The organism is Enterobacter cloacae complex sp. P6RS, from assembly GCF_014982245.1.
GTDB classification, from domain to species: Bacteria; Pseudomonadota; Gammaproteobacteria; order Enterobacterales; family Enterobacteriaceae; genus Enterobacter; species Enterobacter bugandensis.
The window spans coordinates 113158-127017 of the sequence record NZ_JADCLB010000011.1; the positions used below are offsets into that span (position 1 = coordinate 113158).

The window sequence follows — 13860 nt, forward strand, 5'->3', positions numbered from 1 at the left end:
TCAGGCAGCGCTGCCCGCGACACGACGGGCGGTAATGTAACGATCCTGCCAGTAGTCATCAGTCAGGGTTGATACCGTTACGCCCTGGCTGCCGGAGGCATGAATAAACTGGCTGTTACCGATATACACGCCAACGTGCCTGCGGTTCGGGCCCGTCTGGAAGAAGACCAAATCTCCCGCCTTCAGACGGTATTGCGCTACCTGTACACCGCGATGGATCTGCTCGCTCGTCGTGCGCGGCAGATAAAGATGCGCCGCATCGCTGAACAGATGCTGCATAAGCGCGGAGCAATCCACTCCGCGGTGCGTGGTGCCGCCCCACTGATAGTGAGTCCCTTTCCATTTCTGGTATTGATCCAGTATCCGGGAGCGGAGTGGGCCTGTCTCCTGGTGAAGCAGGGCCGACTTTACCGGCGATTCCGCAAATGTGCTATCGGCGGAGATCATCGATGCGGGCAACTGAAAACTCAGTGCGGAAAACGAAGCAAAACTTAACGTGAGGATTGAAATAAGCGATCTGAATGTCATATCTAAACAGGAGCTAAGAGTTAATTTATCCTTACCTGTGGGGGCCAACGTTCCCCCGAAATATCTTTCGATGTGGCGATAATATAGACTGCTCACTTTTTCACCAATCATTATTGAGGCCAAAATTGGACTCACTTTCAGATCGCAAGATTGAGAAAAAAAAGGGTGTGATGTAAGGACTGTTCAGATAAAGCAGGTAAACTGATCGACAGAATGTGTAATCCAGCTAAGACGTATTTATGACCAATATGATTGCCGACGAGACGGTGGCGAAATCCAGCGTGCTCTCTGTCTTTGACTTTGACGGGACGCTCACGCACCACGACAGCTTTATCCCTTTCCTGCGTTTTGCCTTTGGGAAACGCTACTTTGCGGGTCGTCTGGTGCGCATGGCGCTGCCCACGCTCCACTGCGTGCGCCGCAAGCTGACGCGTGATGAGCTGAAGGAAGTGCTGATTAAAACGTTCCTGACGGGCGTGGACGAACACTGGCTACGCCAGCAGGCGGAAGCCTTTTGCGAAAAATACTGGAACAAGCTGATGCGCCCCGAAGGGGTTCTGGCGGTGGCGGCTGAGGTAAATTCCGGCGCGGAAGTGACGATCTGCTCTGCGTCGCCGGCGCTGGTGCTCCAGCCGTGGGCGGACAGGCTCGGCATTAAGCTGATTGGCACGCAGCTGGAAGTGAAGGACGGCAAGCTGACGGGACGCATTACGGGCAATAACTGCCGCTGCGCCCAGAAAGTGGCGAGGCTGGAGAAGGTGTATGGCGATCTGAACGACTATCATCTGCGAGCCTGGGGCGACACCCGCGGCGACCACGAACTGCTGGCCGCGGCGCAGGATCCACACTGGCGGCACTTCCATCACCCACGCAAGCGCCGGAATTCACCGATTAAGGGTTAGGTGCGGTCTGTTGCCCTCACCCCAGCCCTCTCCCACAGGGAGAGGGCGAAAAGCGGTGCATCAGGCCTCACGTTTCCCCGGGAACATCACGCTCGCAATAATCCCCAGCGCCAGCACACCTAACACCACAAACAGGCTGGCCGTCGCGCCAATGCTGTAACCGTGGTGCCAGAAGTGATCGGTCGCATTCAGACCCAGCTTGAACGCCACGAAGAACAGCAGCAGCACCACCGCTTTCTCCAGGTGCACCAGATACTGCTTAAGCGCTTCCAGCACAAAGTAGAGGGTACGCAGGCCGAGAATGGCGAACATCATGGCGCTGTAGATAATCAGCGGCTCGCGGCTTACCGCAATAATCGCCGGTACGGAGTCAAAAGCGAACATCACGTCAGAGAGTTCCACCACCGCCACGCAGAGCAGCAGCGGCGTTGCGTAGCGCTTCGCCTTCTTCACGCGGCCAACCGTTACGTCCTGGTTTTCCGGCTTTTCAAGCTCCGCATCCACCTCTTTCTGCGTCAGGATAAACGCGTTGCTGCTGATTTTGGGCCAGACGGGATAGAAGCGTTTCACCAGGCGATAGGCAAGGTGACCCGAGTAATCTTCCACTTCGTCACTCTCTTCATTGCGCTTGAGCATCATCACCGCCGTCCAGCCGACGACCAGCGCAAAAATAACCTCCACGTACGGCCCCAGGCTCAGCAGGCTGGTGCCGATCGCCACGAAAATACCGCGGAAGACAATCGCCCCCAGCACGCCCCAGTAGAGCACACGGTGACGGTACTTATCCGGCACGCCGAACCAGGCAAAGATCGCCATCATCACGAACAGGTTATCGATGGAGAGTACCTCTTCCAGCGCGTAACCGGTGAGGAACAGGCTCGCCATCTCGGCGCCGTGGTGGATGTACAGAAAACCGGCGAAGGCCATCGCCATCGAGAACCAGAAAACGGACCACATGGCCGCACTTTTCAGCGAAACAGGTTTATCGTGACGGTGCATGAAGAGGTCGATAAACATCGCCCCAACGGCCATCACCACAAAGACAACAACGGTTTCAGTCGGGAAACCGAGATGAGCAGAAGCCATGAATCTATCCTTAACCTTCATCTGCGCGCTGGCAGAGGCAACGTTTGCAACAAAAAAAAGAAAACGCCCGTATCACCGGGCAAGAGAATAATAATAACACTTCTTGACGCCAGCCCGGCAATGTAAATGTGATGTTAAAAGCGTCAGGATTCCCCTTACGTCTTCCGGGAAGGCAACGTGTTCTTCCGGAGATTATTCTTTCATTATTATGAAAGTTTTATTATCTGAGCTGAACCTGACATACGGCAAGTAGTAAATAAGCCGTAAAATCCTCACACTGAATTGCTGATAAAACCCTGATAAAAACCACTTAACTCGTTGATTTTAAAGCCACCAAAGACAAATCATGACGTTCTCACTTTATTTTTTTTAAACGCTTGTTAACCTGACCCAGAAAAATATTCAGACTTCTTGTGATGGAAGTTTTTCACATGGACTGGTAAGCGATGATGAATATCCACCTTAATGTTTCATATTAGCGGAATATCCACATCCCGTGACCACAACAACGCTTTCGAGTGACTAACCCGAAATAATACTGTTCTACCTTTTACACACTGAGGAATATTTTAAAAAATGAATAAATCCGTTATTACCATGGGATTTTTATTGGCTGCAATTGCCAGTCCTTCCAGCCATGCAGCGCCAGGTAAAGGCGCAGGGACCATTGAATTCACGGGTATGATTACCGCGAGCACCTGTGATGTCGATATTAACGGTCAGGGGGGGAACCCAACGATCGATATGGGTACCATCTCGTCTTCAGCATTTAAAGAAAAAGGTGACGTTGCGGGTATTCACCGTATCCAGATAGAACTGTCTAACTGCGATACCGCCGTCCTTAAATCAGCCGGAGCACGATTTGGCGGTGCCTATGATGCTAATGATAATAATCTGCTCGCGCTTAAAACCGGTGGCGACGCCGCAACGGGTTTGGGTATTGAATTCCTGAATGAAGATGGAACATCGTTAAAACTGGGCGACAACCCGAATAAATTTGTTCCTATTACCGGTGATGGCACCACGGGGGCAGCCACCCTGCTGTATTCAGCCCGTTATAAATCATCCCTGGATGCTGTGACCGCCGGTAAGGCAGATGCGGTTGCGGATTACACCATTATCTATAAATAAATCATTCAACTCAGTTCCGGGCAATGAATAACAGCCCGGAACGCAAGGACGTTTTATGTTAAGGAAACGCTATCTGACGCTGCTGGCTCTGCTCTTTGGCTCTTGTATGTCACACGCCAGTGTGACCTTATCCAATACGCGGGTGGTATATCATGCGGACAAGAAAGAGAGCAATATTACAGTCAGAAATAATACTGCCAGCCCGTTCCTGGTACAGAGCTGGGTACAGGGCAAAGATTCACAGGGCACCAAAGCCCCGTTTATTGTGACGCCACCGCTTTTTCGCATGGATGCAGGTAAGTCCAACGCGCTACGTATTATCTATAACGGCGCGCCTTTACCGCAGGATCGCGAGTCGCTTTTCTGGATCAACGTAAAATCGATCCCCTCCTCTTCCAGAGAGGATATTAATAAACTGCAGATAGCGGTAAATACCCGGATCAAATTATTTTATCGTCCGTCAAATTTAATGGATGAACCCACGGATATTAGTAAGAATGTGCAATGGTCTGTTAAAAATAACGAACTCATTGTACGCAACAACTCGTCTTATTACATTTCCTTTGCGGAGGTGAAGATCAATAACAAAGCATGGTCAGAGATTGACATGCTCGCGCCTAAAAGCAGCACAACATTCACGCTCAGGAACACGCTTTTGAAAAACAATGCCACCGTGCAATGGAAATATATCAATGATTATGGCGGCAACAGCCAGTTAATCACACAAAAAATAGAATAACGATTTTAAAACAATAACCTCACAGGGGTATTTTTTCATGACTATATTTTGGGGCATTCGTCCAGCGCTTTGCTTTGCCTGGATATTACCCAGCGCATTATACGCCAGTGATTACTTCGACCCGGCCTTTCTGGAAACGGGTGGCGCGCCGCGTACCGCCGTCGATCTTTCTCTCTTTGAGAACAAAGAGAGCCAGACACCCGGCGTTTATCGTGTTGACCTGTTTCTTAACAATAAAATGTTCGACACGCGCGATATCACGTTTCGACTCGAAGAGAACGCGCAGCATAAAAATATCCTCGCACCGTGCCTCAGCGAGGAGACGCTCCAGTCGTTTGGTGTTAAAACGGCGGCATTCCCGTTGCTCCGGGACGATACCCAGGGCTGCGCGAATCTGTCGGCGATCCCTCTCGCAAGCAGCGAATTTGACTTCAGCGAGCAGGCGTTAAGGCTCAGCATTCCCCAGGCGGCCCTGGACAGCCACGCTCACGGCTACATCGATCCTGCGCGTCGGGAACAGGGTATTCCGGGCCTGATGCTCAGCTACAACTACAGCGGCGCCACGTGGACCTCGCACAACGGGACGGGAACCGATAGCCAGTACCTCAGCCTGCGTCCGGGACTGAACGTTGGACCCTGGCGTTTACGCAATTTCTCGACCTGGAGTAACAGCCAGGGGCAAGCTGGGCGCTGGGAATCGGTTTATACCTATCTGCAGCGTGATATCAGCGCCCTGAATAGCCAGCTGATTGTCGGGGATAACAGTTCTACCGCAGAAGTCTTTGATAGCACCCCGTTTCGCGGCGTTCAGCTTTACTCGGATGAACAGATGCTTCCGGGCAGCCTGCGAGGCTATGCGCCGGTGATCCGCGGTATTGCTCGTACTAATGCCCAGATCACTATTTTTCAGAACGGCTACAGCATTTATCAAAGCTATGTCCCGCCCGGTGAATTTGTCATCAACGATCTTTACCTCGGCAGCAGCGGCGAGCTGAAAGTTGTGGTGAAAGAGGCGGATGGCAGCGAACAAGTCTCTTTAGTGCCTTACGCGTCGTTAGCGGTTATGCAGCGGGAAGGGCAATACAAATATGAAGTCATTAGCGGCAGCTATCGTTCCAGCAGCAGCGATGCTGAGAATGCCCTGTTTTCACAAGGGAGCCTGATTTACGGTCTGCCGTGGGAAACCTCGATATACGGAGGCATGCAGGCCGCCAGTCAATATCAGTCCCTGCTTTTTGGCATGGGTAAAAACATGGGCGATTTTGGCGCACTGTCATTTGATATTACCCAGGCCTGGGCCACCACTAAACAGGCAGAGAAAAACCGGGGACAGTCGCTACGCCTGCGCTATAACAAAAATTTGCTGTCTACCGGCACTAACGTTGCGATTGCGGGCTATCGCTACTCGACGTCCGATTTCTACACGCTCGGTGAAACCCTGAGCAGCTATCACTCGCAACCCTCGCGCCTGGATCGACGCCGTAGCCGTACAGAACTGACGCTAAACCAAAACCTGGGAGAAAACCTCGGCTATCTCTCCGCCATGCTGGTCAGCGAGGACTACCACACGAGCCAAAAACGCACGACCTCCGCCACGCTGGGCTATGGCAACAGCTGGAACGGGATCAGCTATAGCCTGAATTACAACCACTATCTGAACGTGACAAAAGAGGATAACCAGCGTCTCTATAACCAGGACAATCTGTTCAGCCTGAGCGTGAGCGTCCCTCTGGACAAATGGCTCCGCTCCACACGTGCCGGTTACACCTTCTCTGCGGCGGAAAAACGCTCGCCAGGCCACAGTGTTTCCCTGAGCGGCAGCGCCCTTGAGGACAATAACCTGAACTGGAGCGTACAGCAGAATATCAACCCAGGGAGCCAGGCAAACAGCAGCGATGCCTCGCTTAGCTATAACGGACGCTATGCGCAGGTTGGCGCCGGGTATGGCTATAGCCGGGACGCGCAGCGGCTGAATTACAGCCTGCGCGGGGGCGCGCTGGTTCATCCTCATGGCGTCACGCTGGCGCAGTCGCTGGGTGAAACGGTCGCTCTGGTTGAAGCGCCGGATGCCGCAGGTGTCAGCGTCCGTAACCACACTGGCGTGCGCACCGACCCCTGGGGCTATGCGGTGGTGCCTTACCTGACACCTTATCAGGAGAGCAATATCCAGCTGCGTCCCGATACATTACCTGACGATGTCGAGCTGGAAAGTAACAGCCATAAAGTCGTTCCCACCCGGGGGGCTATCGTTCGGGCACGTTTCACCACGGCGGTGGGTAAACGCCTGATGATGACGCTGAAAGATGCGCAGGGCAAACCCGTTCCGTTCGGTGCCATTGTTTCTCAGAATACCACCAGCAGCATTGTGGGTGATGAAGGCAGCGTATTCCTCACCGGGATGGCAGAAAAAGGGACGTTAGACGTGAGCTGGGGTAAGAAACCCGATCAGCGTTGCCAGGTTCACTATCAGCTTTCTGGCCAGGAACCCACGATTAGCGGAATTGTGCAGTTAACGCAGACCTGCAAATCATCCGTTAATAAATAAAGGAATAAAAAATGAAAAAATTAACGTTACTCGCGTGCCTGGCAGTAGGGGGATTGATGGGCGCGCCAGCTTATGCTGATGTTGTAGGAAGCTGCTGGCCGACATCAACCGTATCTGGCCAGGCGCACAAGTTTGATATTATCGAAAACCTTACTGCCGACGACGTACCCGGCACAACCCAATCCACATGGAATAATAAAGGTAATTTTAATGGTATCTGCCTCTGTCAGGACTCCAGCGTGCCAGAAAGTATCTTATTTCGATTTACCAGTACGAAACTGGGCACAGGAGGCGGCAAACGTAACGCAGACTTTATCTATTATCCTCTGGATGCGGAAAAGGGTATTAATATCGGTATAAATGTCGTTCTTGGTGGCGAGGATGAATTGCGGTATATCCCGGTTGATTTGAGTAATACCGCCGGTGTTGATAATGGACGTCCTGCGACAAATAACTGTGATGATAAAAACGACCATACTCTGTTCGCAACCGGCTCCAGCGGGACTGTCTCTCTGGAATTAACTAAACCGCTTCCTTCAGGCCGCATTGATATTCCTATGCAGGAATTAGTGACCATTTTTGCCAAAAAACAGACGGGGAGTTATGACACCTCCAGACCTTTTGTCACACTTAATTTCCAACTGTCAATTGATATTCCACCACAATGCATGATTAATGACGGGCAAACCATCAAGGTCCCGTTTGGCAGTATTACCGCGAATGAATTTAAGCCCGAGGCCACCGGTAAGCAAAAAAGCGTGGATATTCGTGTGACTTGCAAAAATCCTGAAGATGAAAGCAAGGTGAGTATTAAGTTCCGCGCGTCCGATTTTAATGGCTCTGGTTTTATCAAGACCCATAATGATGAAGGTGAGCTCAATGATTTAGGGATAAAACTTGAACACAACGGGAATAAAATTGATGGCAACAGTTCGGCCGTACCAACGCAGGAGGGGAATGTCACTATTATAGCAACACCTGTCCAACAAGGAGAAAAGTCTCCACAACCGGGAAAATTTGAAGCCACATCCACGCTGGATTTCGAGTTTAAATAAAGAAAAAACTTAATACAGCGTAGAAACCTCTTATTTCCCGGCAACACATAGCGCTATACAAATGAGTTGCCGGGTATGAAAAATGGATTTGTATAAGGATATATACTATGAAACTCAAAACGAAAACGCGTGTAGCGCTTTGCGTTGCAGCTTTATCAGGTACTGGCATCACGGCATCACAGGTTATCGCCAGCGATATCGAGCCTTATTCTGTCCCTGTATCTATTAAGGGTGAAAAACAAAAAGACTATTTCGGTATGACGATGACCACGATCGGTAAGTTTTCCGATAAGGACAATGGTTCGCATATCGCGGGTGAAGATATTGTCATTACTGCCCCCTGGGGGGATGGCGCAAAAGGGATCGCGTACGTCATTTTCGGGACTTCCGGTGGGAAACCCATGCAGCAAGTCAATAACGTAGGTGAATTCGATCCGCAAAACGCGCTTAAAATTATCCACAGCAATAAAGCGAATAAGCCTGGCTCAGTGACGACAAAATGGATGGGCGTCGCGGTACGTAAAATAGGTGATATTAACGGCGATGGATATGATGATTTAGTCATCGCCTCCCACTGGCATGATCAGGTCTATATTATCTGGGGCGGACCGCATCACCGTACCGGCGCGCGTCTTTCTAATCAGATTGACCTCAATGATATCGACAACGGCGACGCTCGCCTGGGTATTCGCATCCGTACGGTGAATTCTTCAGGCAATGCGAATACCGGCGGCTGGTTTGGCGCCGCGGTAGGCCCAATTAAATATAAAAATTCTGCCGTGGCTAACAAGATGGTCGATCTTGCTATCGGCGATATCGAAGGCACGGGCGGACGCGGCGGCGCCATCATTATCTACGGCGCTCAAAAGCCAGGCGATCAGTGGCAGAACATTGATATTAAGCGCAACAACCTGGGCGACTGGGAGATCCCTGCCGCGACCGGTGCCTATATTCGTCCGCAGATGACCGCCACCAACGGCCCGGATAAACCCCTTAACTACAACCTTGGGCAGCAGATCAGCGATGTCGGGGATATTAACGGCGACGGCTTCAGTGATTACCTGATCGTCGACCCGGAATCGGTCAATGAAGGCCGTAAATCAGAGAACAGCGGCACTGATGGACGCGGCACGGCCTATCTCGTCTACGGCAGCAGCTTCAATCAGGGGAATCTCGACATCGCCTCGCTAAACGCGACACAGGCAACCCGCATTCACGGTATGGGGGCGGCTTTCCTGGGTGGTCAGTCCGGCGGAGGTGAAGGAAGTAACGATCATAGCGCGTATACGCAGGATAAGCCCAATAACGGCACCATTACGCCATTAGGTAACTTCCTGAATGCTCACGCTAACGCTTTTGCGATTAGCGCCCCTGCCGACATGGGTATTGATAAAAAACGTTCCGGGCTGGTCTGGATTATTAAAGGTAAGGCCGACGGCAGTAAGCTACCATCGTCTCTGTTCCTCGATGCGGCGCACACCCGGCTGAACTACAACAAAACATTTAGCGTACACGATGGCTATGCTATTTACGCCGATAGGCCTGGCAGCAAGCTGGCAGGGTTCGGGAACAGCATTCTCGGTAATGTGGACTTGAACGGCGACGGTAAAAAAGACCTGGTGATCGGCGATCCGAATGCGGTGAACGGCAGCGGCACGCAGGTGGGCGCCGTGTACGTCATCAACGGCGGTAAAAGCCTGGATGACTACGCTGACGATGAAGAAGGCATGATCAATATTAATACGCTGGTGAGAGAAGGCGTTGCGAAAGTCTACTGGGGTAAAAATCAGTATGAAAAATTCGGCGCGTCCATTGCGGCCGGGAGCTTCAATGGCTTCACTCAGGACAGTCTCGCCATTGGTTCTTACCGTGATAACACCTGGACAGGTAAGGTCACCTTCCGCATTGCGGATTACGCTATACCGGATTAATGCTTACATTATCTGAATGGGCAACACCGCCGGGGAGGAGACTCCCCGGCAATTTATTGCGCATTTTGCAGCGCCTGCGCGCACGCCCAAGCGCTCGACCACGCCCACTGGAAATTATATCCGCCGAGCCAGCCGGTCACGTCCATTACCTCGCCAATAAAGTAGAGCCCCGGTACGTTACGCGCTTCCATCGTGCGTGAAGAAAGCTCATTCGTATCAACGCCGCCCAGCGTCACTTCCGCCGTGCGATACCCCTCGGTACCGTTTGGCTGAACGCGCCAGTTCGTCAGCGTATCCACCAGCGTATCCTGCTCGCGGCTGTTAAGCTGCTTGAGCGACACGTCGGGGATCTGCCCCAGCCCCTGCAAACACTCCACCAGACGCTTCGGCAGCTGCATCGCCAGGGTATTTTTCAGGCTCTGATTCGGGTGCGCGGCGCGCTGTTCGTTGAGGAACGCGTCCAGATCGCTGTCCGGCACCAGATTCACCGAGACAAATTCCCCCGGCTGCCAGTAGCTGGAGATTTGCAGGACCGCCGGGCCGGAGAGACCACGGTGGGTAAAGAGCAGGTTTTCGCGGAACACCGTCCCGTCTTCGGCGGTAATGACGGAGGGAACAGAGACGCCGGACAGCGTCTGTAGCTGCTCCAGCAGCGGCTTATGCAGCGTGAACGGCACCAGCCCGGCGCGGGTTGGCAGCACCTTCAGGCCAAACTGCTCGGCAATCTTGTAGCCGAACGGTGACGCGCCCAGCCCCGGCATCGACAGACCGCCGCTGGCGATCACCAGGTTATCGGCGCTGACGGTGTCACCGTTCAGCTGCAGCGTGTACCCCTGCTCGTCGCGGCCCACCTCCAGCACTTCAGTGCGCAGGCGCATGACCACGCCGCCCTTCTCGCACTCGGCCACCAGCATATCGACAATTTGCTGCGCGGAGTCGTCGCAGAAGAGTTGCCCGAGCGTCTTTTCATGCCACGCGATGCCATGCTTACCCACCAGGTCGATAAAGTCCCACTGGGTGTAACGCGCCAGCGCTGATTTGCAAAAATGGCGGTTCTGGCTCAAATAGGCCGCGGGTTCGACATAAAGATTGGTGAAGTTGCAGCGCCCGCCGCCCGACATCAGGATCTTGCGGCCTGGCTTTTTTCCGTTGTCCAGCAACAGCACGCGACGACCCGCCTGTCCGGCCATCGCCGCACAAAACATACCCGCCGCACCGGCGCCAATAACCACGGCATCAAACCTTTCCACGTCAAAACCCTCTTCGTTAACTGCCGCGGATTGTAAAGTTTCCTCTGTGGTCACACCAGCCTAAAAAGATATTACAAAGCCATTCCATTGAAATTTAACGATTATCCTTTCAGGCACTTTTCCCAAATCAGGTGGTATGTCAAAAAAAGTCTATATTTCACTTTGCCCGTTGCGCATTTGTCCTGGATAATGCGCCGCGTTCATGTCCTCAAAATGGCGTAACGTCCTATGCTACATTTGTTTGCCGGCCTGGATTTACATACCGGGCTTTTACTATTGCTTGCTCTGGTTTTTGTACTGTTTTACGAAGCGATCAACGGCTTCCACGACACTGCAAACGCAGTAGCAACGGTTATCTACACTCGCGCAATGCGATCGCAGCTTGCGGTTGTTATGGCGGCGGTATTTAACTTTTTTGGTGTCCTCCTGGGCGGACTGAGCGTTGCGTATGCGATCGTGCATATGCTGCCAACGGATCTGCTGCTTAACGTGAGTTCCGGTCATGGCCTCGCCATGGTGTTCTCAATGCTGCTTGCTGCCATTATCTGGAACCTCGGTACCTGGTATTTTGGCCTGCCTGCATCCAGCTCTCACACCCTCATCGGCGCGATTATCGGTATCGGGTTAACCAACGCCCTGATGACCGGGACATCGGTTGTTGATGCGCTGAATCTGCCTAAAGTACTGGGCATTTTCGCTTCTCTCATCGTCTCCCCTATCGTGGGTCTGGTGGTTGCGGGTGGATTGATTTTCATCCTGCGTCGCTACTGGAGCAACACGAAGAAACGTGCGCGTATCCACCTGACGCCAGCAGAGCGTGAGAAGAAAGACGGCAAGAAAAAGCCGCCATTCTGGACGCGTATCGCCCTGATCATTTCCGCTATCGGCGTGGCCTTCTCTCATGGCGCGAACGACGGGCAGAAAGGCATTGGTCTGGTGATGCTGGTTCTGATCGGTGTCGCACCGGCGGGCTTCGTGGTGAATATGAACGCCTCGGGTTACGAAATCACCCGTACCCGTGATGCGGTCAACAACGTTGAAACCTATTTCCAGCAGCACCCTGAGCTGCTGAAAAAAGCGACCGGCGTTGACCAGCTGATCCCTTCTCCGGAAGCCGGTGCCACCACCGCGCCTGGCGAATTCCACTGCCATCCGGCTAACGCGATTAACGCGCTGGAACGTGCCAAAGGTATGCTGGGCAACATCGAAAGCTACGATAAACTGGCCGTTGAACAGCGTGGTCAGCTGCGTCGTATCATGCTCTGTATCTCCGACGTGACCGATAAAGTCGCGAAGCTGCCAGAGGTGAATGGTGACGACAAGCGTCTGCTGAAGAAACTGAAAAGCGATATGCTCAATACCATTGAGTACGCGCCAATCTGGATCATCATGGCCGTCGCGCTGGCGCTGGGTATCGGTACGATGATTGGCTGGCGTCGTGTGGCGACCACCATCGGCGAGAAGATCGGTAAGAAAGGCATGACCTATGCGCAGGGTATGTCCGCGCAGATGACGGCGGCAGTGTCTATCGGTCTGGCGAGCTACACCGGTATGCCGGTATCCACCACCCACGTACTCTCCTCGTCCGTGGCAGGTACCATGATTGTTGACGGCGGCGGTCTGCAGCGCAAAACCGTGACCAACATTCTGATGGCCTGGGTGTTTACGCTTCCGGCTTCTATCCTGCTGTCAGGCGGGTTGTACTGGATTTCGCTGAAGCTGATTTAATTGGCTGAAGGCGACAAAAAGCGGGTCAGGAAACTGACCCGCTTTTTTATGGCTGTTATTTGCAATCCAACAGTTTATAACATTAGGATTTTCTGAACATTTTTTGCTCAAAAGAGTTGCGAAAATAACACTATGATGACGGCCAGAAGAAAAACCAGACAAAGGAGAATGTATGGCTTCTGTCCCAATTTCAGGACCTGGCTCAATAGTTATAGCAAATAATATGCGTGAAGCACGTCTCCATGGCATGTCGCGTAACATGGCCACTCCCTCAACGTATTACTGGTTCTACCAAAAAGTCCGAAATGGTGGTCCCTGGGATTACAAAAAATTCGACCCTTATTTTGCTGCATTTGGTAATTTCAACTTCGGAGCCGCCGGAACTGCAGCAGGCATACCTGCAAACATCCTTCTTATGGGCGCTGGTTGGGCTCAAGGCCGTGCTGGCACGTCAAAACCTGAATGGGGAAAATGGCACGAAAAGCCGCCTTACGGGGACGATCCAACGGACCAACGCAATATCAGAGAAGGAATAGCGTATGCCATTCAAAACGGCTACTAAATGGATTCATCGCCTTGTTACTGTTTCGCTTCTGGCTCTGGTCATTGGATTTGTGTGGCTCAACCACCAGCCCAACCAGCAAGAGGGCGATAAACTTCAACGCGTTTATAAATTATCTGACAGCGTCTGGCTCTATATGACCGTGAACAATCAGGGTGGCGCCACCGTACCCACAATCTACCGTTACTATCTCTCGGAAAAGATAACAGGGAAAGACACCGACATTATCCATCAGTTGGCAATGAAGCATCCTGTCATTGAAGGTACGGGTACAATCACTGCGGCCAGCATTGATACAAACGGACACGTTAATATCGCCTATAGCGGGAAGGTTATTTCGATTGAGACCAATATCTCCAATCTGCGGTTCTCAGTGAAGCCCTGAACCAGAGGAAAGCAGGCG

The 13860-nt window shown here is 52.3% G+C and carries 12 protein-coding genes; 9 read left to right on the forward strand and 3 right to left on the reverse strand.

Annotated elements, in window-relative coordinates; all coding sequences use genetic code 11:
- Positions 1–528, reverse strand: coding sequence for an NlpC/P60 family protein (locus tag INF73_RS06730; RefSeq protein WP_045259395.1), 528 nt, complete (start codon positions 526–528; stop codon positions 1–3).
- A gap of 239 nt (positions 529–767) precedes the next feature.
- Between INF73_RS06730 and INF73_RS06735 the strand changes: the two genes are divergently transcribed.
- Entirely contained in the window at positions 768–1430 is a 663-nt protein-coding gene (locus INF73_RS06735; protein ID WP_028014726.1) for an HAD family hydrolase, read from the forward strand.
- Positions 1431–1490: 60 nt separating this feature from the next.
- Here INF73_RS06735 and INF73_RS06740 read toward each other — a convergent pair whose 3' ends face one another.
- Positions 1491–2516: a TerC/Alx family metal homeostasis membrane protein gene (locus INF73_RS06740; protein WP_028014727.1), complete on the reverse strand. Its 1026-nt coding sequence runs from the start codon at positions 2514–2516 to the stop codon at positions 1491–1493.
- Positions 2517–3092: 576 nt separating this feature from the next.
- On the opposite strand from INF73_RS06740, the gene INF73_RS06745 reads away from it, so the two are divergent.
- From INF73_RS06745 to INF73_RS06765, 5 genes are all read left to right on the forward strand, one after another.
- On the forward strand, positions 3093–3647 hold the full coding sequence (locus tag INF73_RS06745; RefSeq protein WP_028014728.1) for a fimbrial protein: 555 nt from the start codon (positions 3093–3095) through the stop codon (positions 3645–3647).
- Between the two features lie 55 nt (positions 3648–3702).
- Complete coding sequence (locus INF73_RS06750) at positions 3703–4386, forward strand: molecular chaperone (protein WP_041911869.1); 684 nt, start codon at positions 3703–3705, stop codon at positions 4384–4386.
- A gap of 37 nt (positions 4387–4423) precedes the next feature.
- Positions 4424–6931, forward strand: a complete 2508-nt coding sequence (locus INF73_RS06755) for a fimbria/pilus outer membrane usher protein (RefSeq protein WP_193540236.1) — start codon at positions 4424–4426, stop codon at positions 6929–6931.
- Between the two features lie 11 nt (positions 6932–6942).
- The gene (locus tag INF73_RS06760) at positions 6943–7986 is read left to right on the forward strand and encodes a fimbrial protein (RefSeq protein WP_193540235.1); all 1044 of its coding nucleotides are present in this window, start codon (positions 6943–6945) and stop codon (positions 7984–7986) included.
- A gap of 107 nt (positions 7987–8093) precedes the next feature.
- Complete coding sequence (locus INF73_RS06765; RefSeq protein ID WP_048957398.1) at positions 8094–9917, forward strand: integrin alpha; 1824 nt, start codon at positions 8094–8096, stop codon at positions 9915–9917.
- A gap of 53 nt (positions 9918–9970) precedes the next feature.
- Here the strand turns inward: INF73_RS06765 and INF73_RS06770 are convergent, their stop codons facing one another.
- Positions 9971–11167, reverse strand: a complete 1197-nt coding sequence (locus INF73_RS06770) for an NAD(P)/FAD-dependent oxidoreductase (protein WP_193540234.1) — start codon at positions 11165–11167, stop codon at positions 9971–9973.
- Between the two features lie 228 nt (positions 11168–11395).
- On the opposite strand from INF73_RS06770, the gene pitA reads away from it, so the two are divergent.
- From pitA to INF73_RS06785, 3 genes are all read left to right on the forward strand, one after another.
- The gene (gene pitA / locus INF73_RS06775) at positions 11396–12895 is read left to right on the forward strand and encodes an inorganic phosphate transporter PitA (protein WP_028014734.1); all 1500 of its coding nucleotides are present in this window, start codon (positions 11396–11398) and stop codon (positions 12893–12895) included.
- A gap of 172 nt (positions 12896–13067) precedes the next feature.
- Positions 13068–13457: a polymorphic toxin type 44 domain-containing protein gene (locus INF73_RS06780; protein ID WP_028014735.1), complete on the forward strand. Its 390-nt coding sequence runs from the start codon at positions 13068–13070 to the stop codon at positions 13455–13457.
- Entirely contained in the window at positions 13435–13842 is a 408-nt protein-coding gene (locus INF73_RS06785) for a hypothetical protein (protein ID WP_028014736.1), read from the forward strand. Before INF73_RS06780 ends, INF73_RS06785 begins: the two co-directional genes overlap by 23 nt.
- Positions 13843–13860: the final 18 nt, after the last annotated feature.